Here is a 19,494-nt window from a genome sequence, read left to right as displayed (position 1 = left end):
TTAAAATGTAATAATTGGTTTAATGATATTATCATCTGCATTTTCAAATATTTGATATGCCTCCAAAATATCATCAATATGGAATCGATGAGTGATCATAGGGGTGAGATCAATCCTATTTTGAGAAACAAGAGTCATTAATTGCGACATACGTTCGCGCCCCCCTGGACAAAGTGTTGTAATTATTCTATGGTCGCCCATTCCTCCAGCGAAATGTTCAATAGGAATTTGAATATGGCCAGAATAAATGCCCACACTTGAAATACAGCCGCCTCTACGGATAACTTTTAAAGCATTTTGGAATGTTTCTTCTTTACCTAATGCTTCGATAGCAACATCGGCACCTTTACCATCTGTTATTTTCAATATCTCTTCTACAGGATTGATTAAGGAATAGTCTAAGACAATATCAGCCCCCATTTTTTTGGCTAAATCAAGTCTTTTTTCATTTCCATCAATTGCTATGATTTTACTGGCACCTTTTAAACGAGCACCGGCTATTGCACACAAACCAACGGGACCACAAGCAAATACAGCTACAGTATCACCGATTTGAATATCCGCATTTTCAGCAGCAGCAATTCCAGTTGAACCAATGTCAGTTAGAAGTAAAACTTCTTCGTCGCTTAAATTGTCTGGAATTTTTGTAATATTATATTTGGGATAAGGCATTATAAAATATTCTGCATGAGTACCATCCACTGTATTTCCTAAACGCCAACCTCCAGGATTTGAAAAATCATTGTTAGGACCAATACATTGTGAAGGCAGGTTTTTTTGACAGTAGTAACATGTTCCACATGGTGTACATGACCCACTCATAACACGATCACCGACATCGATTCCTTCTACACCTTCACCTACTTCATAAACAATCCCCACATGCTCGTGCCCGAGTGTTCGATTAGGTTCAACTGGATGTTCGCCATGGACGATATGAATGTCTGTTCCACAAATTGTTGTAGCAGTAGTTTTAATCACAACTTCTCCAGGTTTTGCTTTAGGAATCTTTTTGTAAACAAGCTCTAAATTACCTACGCTTTTAAATATTGTAGCTTTCATATACCCTTCAGGTGCATTTACATCTTTTTGAACAGGGGTAAGTTCCGTAAGTTGAATCATAGTAATTTCTCCTTTTTAAAAATTTTCTAAAAATTTTAATAATGATTATCTTAAGGGAAAAAAATTTTTTGAAAACTTTTTTATTTATTTTTTTTTCAGATATGCAAAGTTGCATAAAACAAAAACAATCTATGCAAAATTGCATAGATTGTTTTTGTTTGGCAGGAATAATGTGAGTACCACCTATATTATTTTATTTCGATATTTAATTTTGAAATCTTTCTACTTATAGTAGATTGGTTTACTTCTAATGCTTTTGCTATTTCTGTAGTGGATCTAAATTTTAGAGATGCTAATTTTAAGAGGTTTTTCTCTGCTAATTCAATACATTCCTTTAAAGGAATTATTTCATGAACTTGAACAACTTTCTCAGATTTACTCTCAGAGTTGGGGAGTAAATTTAATAATTCATGGGAGATTTCTTCTTTTTCACTCATAACAATTAAACGTTCAATCAGGTTTTTTAACTCTCGAACATTTCCTGGCCAATTATAGGATTCTAAAGTAGTAGCAATTTGTGGAGAGAGATGTTTATTGGTTCCGTATTTTTGATTAAATTGAGAGATGAAAAAATTAGCAAGTGGTAATATATCTTCTTTTCGTTCACGTAGTGGGGGCAACGTAATCGGAATTACGTTTAATCTATAATAAAGGTCTGCTCTAAATTGCCCTACTTTAACGGCTTCTAAAAGGTTTTTATTTGTAGAAGCGATGATCCGAACGTTAATGGAGATAGGCTTAGTACTCCCAATCCGATTAATTTCTTGTTCTTGAAGAACCCTTAACAACTTCACTTGAAGAGTATAGGGGATTTCTGCTATTTCATCGAGTAATACAGTACCGTTATTAGCAAACTCAAATAACCCAATTTTACCTTCAGTTGCAGCTGGAAATGCTCCTTTTTCATAGCCGAATAATTCATATTCCAATAGACTCTCTGGAATTGCGCCACAGTTTATTTTAATAAATGGCTTATCTCTACGGTTACTTAGCTCATGAATATAGTTTGCGAAATCTTCTTTTCCAACACCAGATTCTCCAAGTATTAAAAGTGTTGCATCTACTTTAGCTACTCTCTTTGCTAAATCTAAATAAGGCTCCATTGTTTTACCTTGATAAATATTTTTCCGTTCATCATTAATAGTTTGTTGAAGCTGAGCAATCTCCAACTGATAATCTTCAACTAGAGACTTCATTTGTTCGATTTCTTCTTGAAGTAACTCTATTTCTGTTATATCTCTAGAAGCATTTACTACGCGTATAATATTTCCATTATCATCCTTTATTGGTGTACCGATAACTAACAGTCTGCGATTTTTTTTAGTTGTTTGTATAGCAGAAATTTTTTCTCCTTTTTCTAATACTAATCTTGTTATTGAAGGGGTATATACCCCTTGTTTTTCTAAGTCAATAACATTTCTCCCAATTAAATTATCAGCTGTCTCTCCCCAAAAGTATTTACAAGCAGAACTTACTCTTAAAGTATTGCCTTTATTATCTGAAACATATAAAACGTCATAAGAACTTTCAAAAAGTGCCTTTAAATCTTCGCTTTCTTCTTTATATATTTCGTAATCTTTTTGTATAGGGATATTTGTATCAAAGTAGACAATGACTTCTAAAACTTCACTTTTGTCATTTTTTAATGGAACATAATAATAACGATATTGAGATTGTTCAATTTCTATCAATTGAGTTATAGGGGATGCTTTTCTAAAAACTTCATCTAGGAAAATATCCATTTTTTCTGGAGTTATGAACTTCGGATTTTTTTTTAAGGCTTGTTGGGCTACATTATTGAGATGTTTAAGTTTATGGTGACGATTAAAGATGAGAACTGATATGGGGATTAGATTTAAATGTTTTTCAATTTCGGTTGTAGATAAATTGGAAATAGAATTTAGCATATACATCCTTCCTTCACTAATTATATTTTCAATATTATATAATTCAGAAAAATCAAAAACAATGTTCAAAATTGCATAGAAGTTATGCGAATTTGCATAATTTATTATTTTTTCTGAAAGATGATTGACTAATAATCAAAATGAATATTAGGATTAATTATCAGAAAATTATATTTTTTTAAATATTTTTTTGTAGGAGGAGAATGATAGTATGAGTAAAAAAGAGATTTTAGTAGCTTATGGTGTAGATGTAGATGCAGTAGCGGGATGGTTAGGATCATATGGAGGAGAAGATTCACCGGATGATATTTCACGTGGTTTATTTGCTGGGGAAGTAGGATCAATCCGTTTATTAGATTTATTTGATAAATATAATTTGAAAACAACTTGGTTTATTCCTGGTCACTCCATTGAAACGTTTCCAGAGCAGATGAAGGAGGTTGTAAAACGCGGTCATGAGGTAGGGGCCCATGGTTATTCTCATGAAAATCCGATTGCAATGACACCTCAACAGGAAGAAGAAGTACTTTTAAAGTCAATCGATCTTATTACAGAGCTTTCTGGCAAAAGACCAACTGGCTATGTGGCACCTTGGTGGGAGTTTTCAACTGTAACAAATGAGTTATTGCATAAGCATGGTATTAAGTATGACCATAGTTTAATGCATAATGACTTTACACCATATTATGTTCGAATAGGAGATAAGTGGACTAATATTGATTATACTAAAAAAGCAAGTGAGTGGATGCAACCATTAGTAAGAGGAAATGAAACAAATTTAATTGAAATACCAGCAAACTGGTACTTAGATGATTTACCACCAATGATGTTTATTAAAAAATCACCTAATAGCCATGGATTTGTAAATCCGCGAGATATCGAAGAAATGTGGAGAGATCAATTTGATTGGGTATATGAAAACATGGACTATGCAGTCTTTACAATGACGATTCACCCTGATGTAAGCGGTCGCCCACAAGTTCTTAAAATGCACGAACGTTTAATAAATTATATTAACTCACATGAAAATATTCGTTGGGTAACATTTGATGAAATTGCAGATGACTTTGCTAAACGCAATCCACGTAAAGATACTGTAACTATATAACGTTATAATCCGCCTACCTTTTGGAAGGCGGATTAATGCTTTAAAGGAGATGAAAATATGTGTATTCTATGCAGCGATTTTATTACACAAGTTCACTGGACAGATCAAAGAAAAGAGTCAACTAATGGTGAAGTTATAATAGGGGAAGGACAACGTGAACGCCAAAGAGAACGATTAAAGCGTGTACAATTATGTAATGAAATTTTAGCATTATATAAATTAAAAATAAGAGATTGGAATGGTAGTAAATTTATATTAGAGGATGCAAAAGGAAATACCCGGATTGTGCATGATTTAGGTGTTTTATGGCATGACGTTCAAGAGTTAGTAGGAAAGGCTATTAATCCTTTGGATGAGTATTTGATTTCAACAATGAAAAATAAAAAGGGGTGAAACAATGAGTGAGTATAATGGAAAAAAACCTGTAACTGTTATAACAGGTTGCTTAGGAAGTGGGAAGACAACTTTAATTCAAAAAATATTATCTAACAAAGAATCTAAAGAAGATTATGCGGTTATTGTAAATGAGTTTGGACAAGTCGGATTGGATCATCACTTAATAAAGCGAGTAGAAGAGAGAACTGTTTTATTGAATGGTGGTTGTATTTGCTGTAATTCTCGTGAAGATTTAAAGGAAGAGTTGAAAGATTTATTATATGCTGATGAAAGTGGTAAAGAAACTTTTGATCGAGTGATTATTGAGACTACAGGTTTAGCCGACCCAGCCCCGATTCTATTTACAATAATGTCAAACCCATTATTGCAAAACCGCTATGTTGTAGATTGTGTAATTACTACAATAGATGCGAAGAATGGAAAAATACATTTAAAAAACAATCCAGAAATTTATAAACAACTTTCAGTTGCTGATAAAGTTATTGTAACGAAAATAGATATTGCATCTGAAAAAGAAATAAATGAATTAGTTGCTAATGTAAAAGGAATTAATCCAACTTGTGAAATTATTTATTCTAAAAATGGAGATGTTAATCCAGATATCGTTAAATTAAACAAATCATCTATTGGCATTTCTAATATAAATGTAAATGAAACTTCTAATACAAATCATTATTCAAACGATATTCAATCCATCTCTTTTACTTTCTCGAAACCTTTAAATTGGGTAGCTTTTGGATTATGGTTAAGTATGTTGCTTCATGCGGAAGGTGAGTCTGTTTTACGTGTTAAAGGATTATTGGATGTAGGAGAAGAAGGTCCAATTGTTTTGAATGGAGTTCAGCATATAATTCATCCCCCTCAACACTTAGATAGTTGGCCTATGGGAGAGGATGTTTCACATATTATTTTTATTTTACGTGAAATTAGTACGGAAACACTAAGTGAATCCCTTTTTGCCTTTCAAAAATTCTTGGATACAGAAGTATCAGTTTTAGAATATTTAAAAGTATAAAGATATATTGGAATCTGATTTGATAAAAAACGAGAGTTATCTAGCTAATAGGGTTTTGGCCTACTCTTGTTATTAATTGGCATCCGCATAAAAAATACCATGCGCGTAAAAACAGCAGTAAACCGCGTAAAAAGTAATCAAACTCGCGTAAAAGAAAAACGCAACCGCGTAAATAATCAAAAAAAACGCGTAAAAGCCCACGCGCGTAAAAACAGCAGCAAACCGCGTAAAAAGTAATCAAACTCGCGTAAAAGAAAAACGAAACCGCGTAAATAAAGCAAGAAATCGCGTAGAAAATCCAAAGTGCGTAAAAACAGCAGCAAACCGCGTAAAAAGTAATCAAAATCGCGTAAAACAAAAACGAAACCGCGTAAATAAAGCAAGAAATCGCGTAGAAAATCCAAAGCGCGTAAAAACAGCAGCAAACCGCGTAAAAAGTAATCAAATTCGCGTAAAAGAAAAACGAAACCGCGTAAATAAAACGAGAAACCGCGTAAAAAATCCAAAGCGCGTAAAAACAGCAGCAAACCGCGTAAAAAGTAATCAAACTCGCGTAAAACAAAACAAAATCGCGTAAATAAAACGAGAAACCGCGTAAAAAATCCAAAGTGCGTAAAAACAACAGCAAACCGCGTAAAAAGTAATCAAATTCACGTAAAACGCGTAAATAAAAAACGCGTAAAATCCCACGCGCATAAAACAACAGCATACAGAGCAAAAAAATAACCTAACTGCTCCTAACCACATATAAGGAGCAGTTTTTCAATTTCTAAGCTCTTTATTTATTTTCATTAGTATTGCACATACCCTAGTTGAAAAGAGATAGCTCGGGAGGCATCTAATATTTTTTCAGCTAATTCCTTATCAATTCTCTCCATTGTCACTCGTGTACTAGGCCCGGAAATACTGAAGCTTGCAATAATTTTTCCGGAAAAATCATAAATAGGAGCAGCAATGCATCGAATGCCTTCTTCATTCTCAATATTATCAAGTGCATATCCGGATTTTCGAATAGCACTAATTTCTTGAAGTAAATCATCGGGTGTTAAAATAGTATAATCTGTTCGTTTAGTAAATTGTATTCTTGAAATCACTTCGCGTAAAGCTTCGTCATCTTTTCCTGATAACAGCATTTTCCCAACACCAGTGCAGTACATTGGAGCGCGGCTGCCTATACGAGAATACATTCGTATTGTTTGGTTGCTTTCAATTTTATCGATATATACTACCTCTTCATTTTCTTCCACACATAAGTGCACCGTTTCATTAATCTCATTAGCTAATTTTTCTAAGAAAGGCTTAGCAGCAGGGATTAAACTTGAATTACTCAAAATATTACGCGTTAAATATAATGCTCGATAACTTATGTAATATCGATCAGTCTCCATATCTTTCTTTACATATTGCAACTCAATTAGTGTCGCGAGTAATCGATGAACGGTACTTTTTGATAATCCAGTTTCAGATGCCAATTTTGTAATTTGCATACCATTTGGATGCTCAGATAAATGTTCTAATATGATAAAAGCACGTTCAATAGATTGTACGGTTGCCATTCTATTTCTCCACCATTTCTAATATTTTCGTAATCCTTAACAATCATATTCGAAATTCTATAGATTTGTAAATGAAATGTCAAAACGTTAATAATGATTGTCGAAATTTGCGGAAAAATCATTTTTTTCTTGTAATTGATAATTTTTGTGCATATAATGTTTATAAAACGGAACGAGGTTCTACTATGTGGAACGTTTTTTTGTTTCTGATAACGCTTTCTTTTAAACCAAGGGGGAGAAATTATGAAAATTGTTTATGCACATCACCCTGAAGATGTGAAACATTACACAACTGAGAAATTACGAGAAGAATTTTTAATGGAAAAAGTATTTGTTGAAAATGCTGCGACATTGCATTATAGCCATGTGGATCGAATTATTTACGGGGGAATTTACCCAATCGATCAAAAGGTTACTTTAGATGCAGGCAAGGAACTAGCCGCAAAGTATTTTTTAGAACGCCGTGAAATGGGTGTTATTAATATCGGTGGTCCAGGACGAATTCTCTGTGACGATGAGCTCTTTGAAATTGGACATAAAGAGGCACTATACATTGGAAAAGGTACAGAAAATTTATATTTCGAATCGATTGATTCTAGTAATCCAGCAAAATTTTATATAAATTGCTGCCCAGCCCATGCCAAATATCCAACATTAAAAATCGACCAGGAAAAAGCTATTAAGCGTCCTATGGGAACTGACAGCAATATGAATAAACGAGTGATTAACCAGTACATTCATCCTGATGTATTAGAAACTTGTCAATTAAGCATGGGAATGACTGTTTTAGAAGAGGGCAGTGGCTGGAACACAATGCCTTGCCATACTCACGAACGACGTATGGAAGTATATTTCTATTTTGATATGGAAGAAGACACGCGAGTGTTTCATTTAATGGGTCAGCCAAACGAAACTCGACATATTGTGATAGCAAATGAACAAGCTGTTTTATCACCTAGCTGGTCGATTCACTCCGGCATCGGTACAAAAAATTATACGTTCATTTGGGGAATGTGCGGAGAAAACTTAGATTTTGATGATATGGACCATGTTGAAATGAAGGATTTGAAATAAACACAAAAGGTGATGACTTATGAAAGTTATTATTTCTGATTGTGATCATGCAGATATTCAAATAGAACAAGATATTTTTAATAGAAATAATATTTTATATGAGCTGCAGCAAAATCAAACAGAAGACGATTTAATTCAAAATTGCAGTGAAGCAACTGTCATTATTAATCAGTACGCACCGTTTACTGAAAAGGTGCTCTCACAATTGCCTAATTTAAAATTAATCGTTCGCTACGGTGTAGGAGTTAACAATATTGATTTGACGGCGGCAACAAAATATGGAGTTCAAGTTTGCAATGTTCCTGACTATGGTACACATGAAGTTGCAGATCATGCTTTAGCATTAATGCTAGCGCTTACAAGAAAAATAACGAAAATGAATCGCTTAGTAAAAGATGGTGTATGGGACTATCAAGAGAGTATTCCCATCTATCGTCATAGCGAGCAAATCGTAGGTATTGTAGGTGTTGGGCGAATAGGTTCCGTGTTTGCAAAGAAAGTACATGCACTAGGATGTAAAGTAATTGCCTACGATATTTCGGAACAGCAAAAAAGACATGATTCTAGCTTATCGTTTATTGAATTCGTAGAGTTTGAGGAACTTATTAAGCAAGCTGATATTATTTCCATACACTGTCCATCAGATAATGCTATGAATCTATTTAATGGAAGCGTTTTCGAGAAAATGAAGCCTACAAGTTATTTAATCAATGTGTCAAGAGGTGGCATTGTTGATGAAGATGCCTTATATGAAGCATTAGCTTCCTACAAAATCGCGGGCGCTGCACTAGATGTCTCGGTAAAGGAGCCGATTAATTCAAACTCTCCTCTGCTGTCACTAGAGCAATTTATTTGTACACCGCATATGGCTTGGTATTCAGAACAAGCTGCTCAGGAATTAAAGAGAAAAGTTGCAGAAGAAGCAGTGAGATATGTGAAGAATGAGAAACTTCACTATCCTGTTAATAAAATTTAACTAAAACTCATATTGGAGGGGACCAAGATGAAAAAATCATACAAACAATTAATATTTTTAGGGGTTATGGCACTTGTTTTATCTATTTTAGCTGCTTGTGGCGGCGATGAAGGAGCAACTACTACTGAGGCGGAAGGAACTTCAAATGGTGAAGCTCAAGTATTAAAAGTTGCATTTAACCAACCGGAAAACCATCCGCAATATAAAGCGATGCAAGAGTTTGGCGAAAAATTAAAAGAACGTACAAATGGAGCATATGAAATCGAAATTTTTCCTAATGAATTGCTAGGTGCACAACGTGAAACGATTGAATTAGTACAAACAGGAACAATTGCAATGTCAATTGTTGCAGGTAGTTTACTAGAAAACTTCAATGAGGATTTTGCTGTATTTAATTTGCCATATGTATTTGAATCGGCTGAACATCAAATGTCAGTTTTAAATAATCAAGAGGTGGTAGGAGATTTATATTCTTCACTAAAAGATCAAGGAATATTTGTTGCTGGTGCATTCCATTCAGGAGTACGCAATGTATACAACAGTGAGAAACCAATTAATACACCAGAAGATTTAAATGGTTTAAAAATTCGTATTATCGAATCTGATACAAATATTAAAATGATGGAACAAATGGGTGGTACAGGTACACCAATGGGGCAAGGTGAAGTATATACTGCAATACAATCAGGCGTAATTGATGGTGGGGAAAATAATGAACTAATTTATGCAAACCTTAAACATGCTGAAATCGCACCTTACTATTCATATACAAAACATTTAATGTTCCCAGACTACCTACTTATTAATTCTCAATTATTTGATGGTATGAGTGAAGAACATCAACAAATTTTTAAAGAAGAATTGTTAGCGGCAATTGACCGTGAAGTTGAAATGTGGGATGAAGATGTTCAAAAAGCAATTGCAGATGCAGAGGCTGCAGGAGCAAAATTCAACGAAGTTGATGTAGAGTTATTCCGTAAAGCGACAGAATCAATTGTTCAAGAGAAGTTAACAACTGACAATGCAAAAGCGTTATATGAAAAAGTTCGTGAAGCAGCTAAATAGTAGTGGTGGTGATTTCATATGGAAACAACAAAAAAAGTGCTTGATAAAATTTTATCATCTATATGCGTCGTATTATTCGGCGCATTAGTTCTTCTTGTTACGTGGCAGGTTTTCACACGTTTTGTATTAAACAATCCAAGTGCTTTTTCAGAAGAATTAGCAAAATATTGTTTTGTATGGTTAGTACTATTTGGTGCAGCATTTGTATTCGGAGAAAATGGACATATGCGCATTGAATTTATCCAAGATGCATTACCAGTAAAAATTAAAATGGTTGTTCAAATATTTATAGAAATAAGTATTATTTTCTTCTCCGCTCTTGTTTTACTATCTGGTGGTTTAACTATAACAAAATTGGCATGGGAGCAACTGTCTGCGGCACTGCAAATACCAGTCGGTTACTTATATGCAGTTATGCCGGTAAGTGGAATATTTATTATTTTCTATTGTATTTACAATATTTACACTATTTTGAAAAATAAAAAGCCATTGGAAGTTGTGTAATTACAAGAGAGGGGCAGTATAAACGATGATGTCTGCAGGGGTAGCAGCTTTAATTTTATTTGCAGGGGTAGCATTTTTTCTAATAATTGGTGCACCAATTAGTATTAGTGTTGGAATTGCGTCTATGCTGGCTATGTTTTCTATATTAGATCCGGCAAATGCTCTTCAAACTTCAGCACAGCGAATGTTTACAGGAATAAATTCATTTACGTTGCTAGCAATTCCTTTCTTTATTTTAGCAGGGGTTATTATGAATAACGGTGGAATTGCGATGCGTCTAGTAAATTTAGCTAAAGTTTTAACCGGTCGAATGCCAGGGTCATTAGCCCAAACAAATACTTTGGCCAATATGATGTTTGGTTCAATATCTGGTTCTGCTGTTGCTGCAGCAGCAGCGGTTGGCTCAACAATGGCACCAATGCAAGAAAAAGAAGGATACGATCGTTCTTTTAGTGCAGCAGTTAATATTGCATCGGCACCAACAGGTATGTTAATTCCACCGAGTAATACTCTAATCGTATTTTCTTTAGTAAGTGGTGGAACTTCAATTGCGGCATTATTTATGGCAGGATATGTCCCAGGTATTTTATGGGGAATAGCATGTATGATTGCTGCTTATGTAATAGCAAAGAAAAAAGGTTATAAAGGAAATGAAAGAGTTCCATTTAATGTAGCATTAAAAGTATTTATCGATGCCATCCCAAGTTTGTTGCTGATCATAATAGTAATTGGGGGTATTATTGGCGGTGTATTTACTGCAACAGAAGGTTCAGCAATTGCAGTAGTTTATTCATTGTTACTATCATTCTTTTATAAAACTATAAAATTAAAAGAATTGCCTAGAATTTTGATGGAGTCAACGCGTACAACAGCGATTGTTATTTTCTTAATTGGTGTTTCTACAATTATGTCGTGGGTAATGTCTTTTACTGGTATACCTAAGTTAATTGCCGATACCCTATTAGGCTTTACGGATAATATGATCGTTATTTTAATAATTATGAATATTGTTCTTTTAATCGTTGGTACTTTTATGGATCCAACACCAGCTATTTTAATTTTCACTCCGATTTTCTTACCAATCGTTACGCAGTTTGGTATGGATCCAGTACATTTCGGAATTATGGTTGTTTTCAACTTAAGTATTGGTACAATAACTCCTCCAGTAGGACCAGTGCTATTTATCGGAGCGCGTATAGCGAAATTGAAAATCGAACAAGTAATTCGTCCATTAATACCGTTCTTTGCAGTAACGGTCGGCGTACTTTTATTAGTAACATATATCCCGGAACTTTCACTATGGTTACCAAAGTTATTTGGCCTTATTAAATAACAATGTAATAGGCGCCCGAAGGTATAAGTGGTACTTTTGGTCGCCTTTCTATATCATGTAAGGCAATTTTATAAAGAGAGGGACGAAAAAGCATGAAAGCTATTGTTTATACAGCACCTAATAAAGTGGAGTGTAGAGAAGAAAATAAACCGAATGTGCCTAAAGGGTATGTTTTATTAAAAAACGCATATGCAGGAATTTGTGGAACGGATTTAAATATATTTGCAGGCACACATCCTCGAGCAAAAGCACCACTTATTTTAGGACATGAATTTTCGGCAACGATTGAAAGTGAACACCCTAAATACCCGATTGGAACAAAAGTAACGGTTAACCCTTTAATTAGCTGTGGCTCCTGCATTCCATGCACCACTGGACAATCTCATGTTTGCAATGATTTGAAATTAGTTGGTATTGATGTAGATGGTGGAATGGCAGAATATGTAGCGGTAGAAGAGGATAAAGTCATCCCATTGCCAGAAAATCTATCATTAGAGCTAGGCGCACTCTCAGAGCCTATAGCAGTAGCAGTACATGCCGTTAGGACAGCGAAGTTTTTAGTCGGAGATCGTGCGGTTGTTTACGGTGCCGGAACGATTGGCTTATGTGTGGCTTTAACACTACGAGCATATGGAGCATCAGAGGTAATCATTATTGAAGCGAATGAGCTTCGCCAACAAAAGGCTAAAGAATTAGGGTTTAAAACATTTAACTCTTTGAAAGATGATGTTATTAAAGAGTTAGCTAGTATTACAAATAATGCGGGAATTGATTATGTATTTGACTGTGCAGGTCATCCAGCGGTAATAAAGCAAGTAACAGAAATAGTAAAAGTACAAGGGACAATTGTTATTGTTGCAGCATATAAGAAGCCAACAGAAATGAATTTAATTCAAGGCATGTTTAAAGAGTTATCTATTCAATTTGTTCGGGTTTATACAAAACGAGATATTGAATTAGCGCTAAATTTATTGACGGAGGTTCCACAGTTCTCAGAAATTATTACACATGTTTTAAGTCCAGAACAAGCAATGGAAGGCTTCGAATTATTAACAACACCAACGAATGCTATTAAAGTATTATACGCATTTTAGGAGGAGACCGATGCACCGATTATTTGATTTGACTGGTAAAAATGCTGTGGTTACAGGCGGCAGCCGCGGATTAGGAAAGGAAATCGCACTAGGCTTAGCTGAGGCAGGAGCCAATGTAGCAATAATTTCAAGAGCGGAAAGTCCGGAAGTTGTAAAAGAGTTAGAGAAATTTGGTGTGAAAGCTGTTTCGATTGCTTTTGATATTAGTAATATTCAATTGCATAAAGAGCTTCTAAATATAATAGAAGAAAAGCTGGGGAAAATTGATATTTTAGTAAACAACGCGGGTGTTCAAAAAAGACATCCAGCAGTAGAGTTCCCTCAAGATGATTGGCAACATGTGATGAATGTAAATGCTAACGCTGTATTTAGCTTATGCCAAGTTTTTGGCAAGCCAATGTTAGAACGAGGGCAAGGAAAAATTATTAATGTAGCTTCTTTGTTATCATTCCAAGGTGGTATTACAGTTCCAGCCTATGCTGCAAGTAAAGGTGCTGTTATGCAATTCACAAAATCTTTAGCAAATGAATGGGCATCTAAAGGTGTCAATGTAAATTGTGTAGCACCTGGTTATATGGCAACAGATATGAATGAAGCGCTTATTAATGATGAGGTGAGAAGCCGCCAAATATTAGAACGCATCCCCGCTGGACGTTGGGGTACAGGGCAGGATATGCAAGGTGCTGTCATCTTTTTAGCATCCAGTGCTTCAGATTATATTAATGGTTTTACAATTGCAATCGATGGCGGCTGGTTAGGAAGATAACAACATATACTTAGGAATTTAGAGCTTCTATTAAGTAGAAAAGGAGAGAAGATATATGAGTTTTCATTTAGATTATTTTTCTTTAAAAGGAAAAACTGCATTAGTTACAGGAGCACGTACAGGGATTGGGCAAGCTATTTCGGTGGGGCTTGCAGCTGCTGGAGCACACCTAATTTTAGTTGGCCACCAAGATAATATGCAAGAAACACAAAATAAAATTACTGAATTGCAAGGCACTTATGAAACATTTTTAATTGATCTAAGCGATGTAGAAAATTTAAAATCAAATCTTCAGCCAATTTTAGATAAATATAAAATTGATATTTTAGTAAACAATGCAGGTATCATTTATCGTGAACCAGCTGCTGCACATGATGTACAACAATGGAATCGTGTGTTGGATGTGAATATTAATTCAGTATTTACCCTTTGTCAAACAATTGGTAATCAAATGATTGCTAATAAGTCGGGGAAAATTATTAATATTGCGTCGTTGTTGTCATTCCAAGGAGGCATTAATGTACCGAGCTACACAGCAAGTAAACATGCTGTTGCAGGATTGACAAAAGCATTGGCAAACGAATGGGCATCGCATAATATCCAAGTAAATGCAATTGCACCTGGTTATATTTCTACTAATAACACTGAGGCGCTTCGTAATGATGAAGAACGAAGTAAATCTATTTTAGAACGTATTCCAGCAGGACGTTGGGGTCAGGCTGATGATTTAGCAGGAACGGCAGTATTTTTAGCATCCCGTGCCTCAGATTATGTATCTGGTCATGTTTTAGTTGTAGACGGAGGCTGGATGGGACGTTAAATCAAGTTGAGTGAGGTAATGAAATGGATATTATTACAATTGGAGACGGCATGATTACATTTGATCCATCTGAAAAAGGTCCATTGCGCTATGTGAGTGAATTTAAGCGTAAAATCGGCGGGGCCGAATTGAATGTAATAATAGGCTGTGCACGTTTAGGATTAAAAGCAGGATGGATTAGCCGACTAGGAAAAGATGAATTTGGGAGACATATTATTAATACTGTCCGTGGTGAAGGAATAGATGTTTCGGAAGTTAAACTAATTGAGGGCTACCCAACATCCTTAAATTTTAAAGAAGTACATGCTTCTGGAGATAGTAAAACATTCTATTACCGCCATAAGTCGCCAACAGAAACATTTAAAATTGATGAGTTGCCAATTGATTATATTAAAAAGACGAAAATTTTACATGTCACAGGAGTATTTCCTGCAATACTAGAGCAAAATCGCCAAATAATTTTAGAAGCGGTAAAAATAGCGAAACAGCATGGAGTAAAAGTATCTTTAGATCCGAATATTCGTTTAAAGCTTTGGTCAAAAGAACAAGCGCGGGAAACGTTGTTATCCTATTTGCCCTATATTGATTTTTTATTAACAGGCCGTGAAGAGTTAGAAATTTTATTCGGGACGGCAAATGAAGAAGAAATAATTCTAGCGCTCCAAAACTATGATGTTGAGCATGTAATTGTAAAGGATGGAGCGTCCGGAGCGTCCTATTTAGAGAATAGTAGATTTATACAAGTACCAGGGTTTAAAGTCAATAAGGTTGTCGATACAGTAGGAGCTGGTGATGGATTTGATGCAGCTTTTCTATACGGCATTATCCAAAATTGGTCTGTAGAAAAATCTATTCATTTAGCAAATGCTGTTGGAGCAATGGTTGTTCAAGTTGAAGGAGATAATGAAGGGTTACCTTATTTAGAAGATGTTGAAGTATTTTTAGGAACACGCGAAAATATCGAACGATAGGAAGATGGCCGTGTATAGTAAATTACAAGGTATTCAGTTAATACCAGTTTTGCGAAAGATACCGTATGAGCTTTGCCAAGAACTAGTGAAAGCGTTGAAGGATGGTGGAATAAAAGCCGTAGAAATTACAATGGATTCTGAAAACGCTGTTGAAATGATTCGTGAAGTGAAGCAACAAAATGACGGTACTTTAGTAGTTGGTGCAGGAACAGTCTTAACAGTGGAAGATTGTGAAAAAGCTATTGATGCAGGTGCAGAATTTATCGTTTCCCCATCATTAAATTTGGATGTAGTCAACAAATGTCTTGAAAAGAATATTCCAGTTATTCCAGGTGTATTTACACCAACTGAAATGCAAACTGCATATAGTGCAGGAGCAAAAATAATAAAGCTTTTCCCAGCCTCTTCTCTAGGAACCAAGTTCATTAAAGATGTAAAGGGACCATTATCGCATATTCAAATTATGACAACTGGTGGTATTAATCTCGAAACAGCATCATCATATATAGATGCAGGAGCACAAATTGTCGGAGCTGGCAGTGATCTTATAAAAAAAGAATGGCTCCAATCAAAAAATTGGGAAGCAATTACGAACGAAGCGATTGCATGGAATAGAAGTTTGCATAAATAAATGTATATGAAGTTTAAACTTGAGAATTAAAAAAACTAGTTTTGATGCCCCCTATATGAAGCCCTTTAGAACAATTTTGTTCAAAAAGGGCTTCTTTTTTCGATTGTCATTTTGAATTTATAAAAATATGTTTACTAATATACCAAAATGATAAATTTTAGTATGATTATCCAAATCCTCTTTTGAAAATGAAAGGGTCGTTAAAATGAATTTAAGGTTAAAAGTATATTTAGGATGTATAATATTAATTCCTTTTTTAATAACTGCCATGATTCGAGGTTTAGCATTAGTGCCTGAAGAAATGCAAGTAATAGTTTATTTTCTAGCATTTATTGCTACTCATCTAGTAGTAAGTAAAATACAGGAACTAATGCACTAACAAATATTTTTAGAAAAAGGTCGTTGTCTCAAATGAGATAGCGTCTTTTTATTGTTGGAATGTGAAAATCGCTGTTTGGGAATTATATAAGTATAGTTGAATGATTATGCTTCATCATCCTATTGCTTTTAGGTTACACAATTACTAAACGCGATACCTTTTCAAGAAATGTAAAACAACTGGGCAGGGAAATAGATGCAGTCGGCAGGCTCTCTATAAATTTATGTTCAACAGTGGAACAAAAAGGAGGGAAAATTAATATGGGTGAATTTCGCATTGAACTAGAGCAATTTATCGATGCATCGCGTGAAGAGGTTTTTAAGGCATTAACGAAAAATGTGGGGGATTGGTGGGAGTTTCGTATCGCTCCTAAAGGGATATCCTCTTTCTTTACATTTGATCCGGTTCCAGGTGGAAAGTTTATTGAAAACTGGGGCGAAAATGAGGGAGCTGTATGGGGCAAAGTTTACTATGTCCACTTTCCTACAGAAATTCGCCTATTTGGTCATCTTGGCATGAAAGGAGCTGTAAATAGCGCCTATACTTACCGCCTTCTGGAAAAAGATGGAGGAACACTGCTTCAACTTTCTCACACAGCTTCTGGAGTAATTCATGAGCAATGGGAACAAGAGCATTTAGAAGGCTGGGATTATCTTCTTGGCACATTATTAAAAAATTACGTAGAAAAGAGTTAAAAACATGGTGGATGTATTTACTGAAATAACCATTAATAGCCCAATCTCGAAAGTGTCAGAATATGCAGCGAACCCAGATCATGCACCAGAATGGTATGTTAATATTCATTCAGCAGAATGGAAAACGCCGAAACCACTCGCTTTAGGATCACAAATTGCGTTTAAAGCAAAGTTTCTTGGACGTGAACTTGCTTATGTCTATGAGATTGTCGAATTCAAGCCAGGAAAGAAATTAGTCATGAAAACTGTAAATGGTCCCTTCCCAATGGAAACTACTTATACCTGGCAGGCTATTGATGATAAAAGAACGCGTATGACACTATCAAATAAAGGCAATCCTACGGGTTTTAATAAACTACTCTCTCCATTTATTGCCACCATGATGAGGAAAGCCAATATGAAAGACTTGAAGAAAATAAAAGATATCCTTGAAAAACAATAAATAGCTTACCTTTAGCAGTTCTATTCGTATAGTAATGGGACTGTTTTTATTTTATTAAATTATTAGTACCATATTTTTACTTTACGGCCCTAGTTTTTAATATAATAAAGGGGAAGAGTTGTAGTTGATTGAAATTCTTAGATGAAGGTATGTTGTCAGTGGATATCTTAAGGCTGATTTGCAATAAAGTAGCTAATAAAAGATAGGTGTTGTTAATTTCTCTATTACAACGGGAAATTAAACTTTTAGAAATATAGATTAAAAAGAGGGGGTTATTAAGTGAAAATAGCAGCATTGGTTTTGGGCGTTACTGCTAGTGTTTTTAGTATTTTATTGTGGATCGTACTGGTTTTTTATAACCCTTATACATCATCAACTGCTGATGTCGCAGGTAATACATTTGTTATGTTGTGCCTTCCTGCCTGTTTAGCATTCATTTCTTCTGTAATGTATAAACAATATTTTATGCTAATTGCTTTCATTTGGTCTTTTCCAATTAGTTTATATCTATCATTTACTCCTGGAATATTTGCATGGTTTATCGCACCATGTATCGTCTATTTCATTTGCTTCCTTCTGATGATAATCCATAGATTAATAGAAAAAAAACATTTAGCCTTTCTAAATAATTAAGGGGGAAAATAATGTTTTGGTTACTGTTTGCACTAAGTGCATTAGGAATATTTATTCTAATTGCAATTGTTAAGTTGGTATTAAGAAAAATATTCAATATTGAAAAAGAGGAAAAGAAACTATTTTCATATAACCATATAAACGAATTACATAAAAAAGTGGATTGGGGAATTAGAATTTCTTCATCAATAATTTTAATTCTACTAGTTTTTTACTCTATAGAGCTTCAGGAATATCCTGCAATACTTTCTCTAATTGTACTAGTCATTTTTACTACAATTGATTTTGCAGTAAAGGCATTTTTTGAGTGGAGATATTCAGATAATCCTAAACAATCCATTTTGACTATAAGCGAAATGATAATATGGATACCGCTATAATTATCGTTATTCAAATCGTAATTCATTATCTTGATTAAAAATTTGTCATTGTCATTTATTAATGGGAGTGATAAAAATTATCAAAAGACTGAAAAGTTATATTAGAATCTTAAGTTGATGAGGTAGAACATGTTCAATTAATAATTGAACAAATTGAGGTAAATAAAGTCAAGATATTATATTGGATGAACAATAACACGCCCCCCTGAGTAAATCATCTATATTTACTATACATTTAAAAAGTGAAAGGTCCCTAAAAAGCTCCCTTAATACATATAATTATTCTATTTCCGAAAAATTATGGAAGTAGCTATTGAAGAAAGGCCAATCACAATAGATAATGGAAGCGCCCTAGCAATTAACGCCTCAGCTACGTAATCTAATTGAAAGACAATAACCAAACTAATTGATGAGATGATAAGTATAGCAAGCAATAACCATTTAGCAATATGTTCAATCATTCTAACCTTCCCCCTACTTTTTATCAATGGAATAATGTTGTATAGATGAGATATCTCTTGAATTAACAGTCATTAGTTAAATCTGTTCCTGCTTAAACATAATCCAAATGTTCTAATTCCAGTAAATAAAATCTTCTAAATACAATTACATTTTTTTACAATATAA

Annotated in this window: 23 protein-coding genes; 18 read left to right on the top strand and 5 right to left on the bottom strand. The window is 34.4% G+C overall.

Annotation, left to right across the window (positions count from 1 at the left end; all coding sequences use genetic code 11):
- Both EKG35_RS12160 and EKG35_RS12155 read right to left on the bottom strand, forming a co-directional pair.
- Entirely contained in the window at positions 1 to 1,122 is a 1,122-nt protein-coding gene (locus EKG35_RS12160) for a zinc-binding dehydrogenase (RefSeq protein WP_221766331.1), read from the bottom strand.
- A 188-nt stretch (positions 1,123 to 1,310) separates the two neighbouring features.
- Entirely contained in the window at positions 1,311 to 3,029 is a 1,719-nt protein-coding gene (locus EKG35_RS12155; protein WP_185807742.1) for a sigma-54 interaction domain-containing protein, read from the bottom strand.
- Positions 3,030 to 3,240: 211 nt separating this feature from the next.
- Between EKG35_RS12155 and EKG35_RS12150 the strand changes: the two genes are divergently transcribed.
- Genes EKG35_RS12150 through EKG35_RS12140 form a run of 3 tightly spaced genes read left to right on the top strand, consistent with a single transcriptional unit; the run spans position 3,241 to position 5,548 of the window.
- Entirely contained in the window at positions 3,241 to 4,137 is an 897-nt protein-coding gene (locus tag EKG35_RS12150; protein ID WP_126294728.1) for a polysaccharide deacetylase family protein, read from the top strand.
- A 57-nt stretch (positions 4,138 to 4,194) separates the two neighbouring features.
- A complete protein-coding gene (locus EKG35_RS12145; RefSeq protein WP_126294727.1) occupies positions 4,195 to 4,530 on the top strand; it encodes a hypothetical protein in 336 nt (111 codons plus the stop codon).
- Positions 4,531 to 4,534: 4 nt separating this feature from the next.
- The gene (locus tag EKG35_RS12140) at positions 4,535 to 5,548 is read left to right on the top strand and encodes a CobW family GTP-binding protein (RefSeq protein ID WP_126294726.1); all 1,014 of its coding nucleotides are present in this window, start codon (positions 4,535 to 4,537) and stop codon (positions 5,546 to 5,548) included.
- Positions 5,549 to 5,724: 176 nt separating this feature from the next.
- On the opposite strand, the gene EKG35_RS12135 is transcribed toward EKG35_RS12140, so the two are convergent.
- Both EKG35_RS12135 and EKG35_RS12130 read right to left on the bottom strand, forming a co-directional pair.
- Positions 5,725 to 6,054, bottom strand: coding sequence for a hypothetical protein (locus tag EKG35_RS12135; RefSeq protein WP_126294725.1), 330 nt, complete (start codon positions 6,052 to 6,054; stop codon positions 5,725 to 5,727).
- Between the two features lie 285 nt (positions 6,055 to 6,339).
- Positions 6,340 to 7,104 (bottom strand): IclR family transcriptional regulator, encoded by a 765-nt coding sequence (locus EKG35_RS12130; protein WP_126294724.1) that lies wholly within the window; start codon positions 7,102 to 7,104, stop codon positions 6,340 to 6,342.
- 243 nt (positions 7,105 to 7,347) lie between these two features.
- On the opposite strand from EKG35_RS12130, the gene kduI reads away from it, so the two are divergent.
- From kduI to EKG35_RS12065, 15 genes are all read left to right on the top strand, one after another.
- A complete protein-coding gene (gene kduI / locus EKG35_RS12125; RefSeq protein ID WP_126294723.1) occupies positions 7,348 to 8,178 on the top strand; it encodes a 5-dehydro-4-deoxy-D-glucuronate isomerase in 831 nt (276 codons plus the stop codon).
- Positions 8,179 to 8,197: 19 nt separating this feature from the next.
- Positions 8,198 to 9,154: a C-terminal binding protein gene (locus tag EKG35_RS12120; RefSeq protein ID WP_126294722.1), complete on the top strand. Its 957-nt coding sequence runs from the start codon at positions 8,198 to 8,200 to the stop codon at positions 9,152 to 9,154.
- Positions 9,155 to 9,181: 27 nt separating this feature from the next.
- The gene (locus EKG35_RS12115) at positions 9,182 to 10,219 is read left to right on the top strand and encodes a TRAP transporter substrate-binding protein (RefSeq protein WP_126294721.1); all 1,038 of its coding nucleotides are present in this window, start codon (positions 9,182 to 9,184) and stop codon (positions 10,217 to 10,219) included.
- A gap of 18 nt (positions 10,220 to 10,237) precedes the next feature.
- Positions 10,238 to 10,723 carry a TRAP transporter small permease gene (locus tag EKG35_RS12110; RefSeq protein WP_126294720.1) on the top strand — a complete coding sequence of 162 codons (486 nt, stop codon included), beginning with the start codon at positions 10,238 to 10,240 and terminating at the stop codon, positions 10,721 to 10,723.
- 28 nt (positions 10,724 to 10,751) lie between these two features.
- Positions 10,752 to 12,056, top strand: coding sequence for a TRAP transporter large permease (locus EKG35_RS12105; RefSeq protein WP_221766332.1), 1,305 nt, complete (start codon positions 10,752 to 10,754; stop codon positions 12,054 to 12,056).
- A 92-nt stretch (positions 12,057 to 12,148) separates the two neighbouring features.
- Positions 12,149 to 13,150 (top strand): zinc-dependent alcohol dehydrogenase, encoded by a 1,002-nt coding sequence (locus EKG35_RS12100; protein ID WP_126294718.1) that lies wholly within the window; start codon positions 12,149 to 12,151, stop codon positions 13,148 to 13,150.
- A gap of 10 nt (positions 13,151 to 13,160) precedes the next feature.
- Entirely contained in the window at positions 13,161 to 13,916 is a 756-nt protein-coding gene (gene kduD / locus EKG35_RS12095; RefSeq protein WP_126294717.1) for a 2-dehydro-3-deoxy-D-gluconate 5-dehydrogenase KduD, read from the top strand.
- Positions 13,917 to 13,971: 55 nt separating this feature from the next.
- A complete protein-coding gene (kduD, locus tag EKG35_RS12090; protein ID WP_126294716.1) occupies positions 13,972 to 14,736 on the top strand; it encodes a 2-dehydro-3-deoxy-D-gluconate 5-dehydrogenase KduD in 765 nt (254 codons plus the stop codon).
- Between the two features lie 23 nt (positions 14,737 to 14,759).
- On the top strand, positions 14,760 to 15,707 hold the full coding sequence (locus tag EKG35_RS12085) for a sugar kinase (RefSeq protein WP_126294715.1): 948 nt from the start codon (positions 14,760 to 14,762) through the stop codon (positions 15,705 to 15,707).
- A 10-nt stretch (positions 15,708 to 15,717) separates the two neighbouring features.
- Complete coding sequence (locus EKG35_RS12080) at positions 15,718 to 16,338, top strand: bifunctional 4-hydroxy-2-oxoglutarate aldolase/2-dehydro-3-deoxy-phosphogluconate aldolase (RefSeq protein WP_185807741.1); 621 nt, start codon at positions 15,718 to 15,720, stop codon at positions 16,336 to 16,338.
- Between the two features lie 205 nt (positions 16,339 to 16,543).
- The gene (locus tag EKG35_RS20965) at positions 16,544 to 16,717 is read left to right on the top strand and encodes a hypothetical protein (RefSeq protein ID WP_185807740.1); all 174 of its coding nucleotides are present in this window, start codon (positions 16,544 to 16,546) and stop codon (positions 16,715 to 16,717) included.
- Positions 16,718 to 16,977: 260 nt separating this feature from the next.
- Positions 16,978 to 17,412, top strand: a complete 435-nt coding sequence (locus tag EKG35_RS12075) for an SRPBCC family protein (protein WP_246020335.1) — start codon at positions 16,978 to 16,980, stop codon at positions 17,410 to 17,412.
- A 4-nt stretch (positions 17,413 to 17,416) separates the two neighbouring features.
- The gene (locus EKG35_RS12070; RefSeq protein WP_126294713.1) at positions 17,417 to 17,854 is read left to right on the top strand and encodes an SRPBCC family protein; all 438 of its coding nucleotides are present in this window, start codon (positions 17,417 to 17,419) and stop codon (positions 17,852 to 17,854) included.
- 279 nt (positions 17,855 to 18,133) lie between these two features.
- Entirely contained in the window at positions 18,134 to 18,487 is a 354-nt protein-coding gene (locus tag EKG35_RS20755; protein ID WP_148103515.1) for a hypothetical protein, read from the top strand.
- Between the two features lie 11 nt (positions 18,488 to 18,498).
- Positions 18,499 to 18,867, top strand: coding sequence for a DUF4181 domain-containing protein (locus EKG35_RS12065; protein ID WP_126294712.1), 369 nt, complete (start codon positions 18,499 to 18,501; stop codon positions 18,865 to 18,867).
- A 284-nt stretch (positions 18,868 to 19,151) separates the two neighbouring features.
- Here EKG35_RS12065 and EKG35_RS20960 read toward each other — a convergent pair whose 3' ends face one another.
- Positions 19,152 to 19,328 (bottom strand): hypothetical protein, encoded by a 177-nt coding sequence (locus EKG35_RS20960; protein ID WP_185807739.1) that lies wholly within the window; start codon positions 19,326 to 19,328, stop codon positions 19,152 to 19,154.
- Between the last annotated feature and the right edge of the window lie 166 nt (positions 19,329 to 19,494).

It is taken from the genome of Lysinibacillus telephonicus, from assembly GCF_003966145.1.
GTDB classification, from domain to species: Bacteria; Bacillota; Bacilli; order Bacillales_A; family Planococcaceae; genus Ureibacillus; species Ureibacillus telephonicus.
Note: the sequence above shows the minus strand (reverse complement) of the source record. Positions and strands in the feature narration are given on the sequence as shown.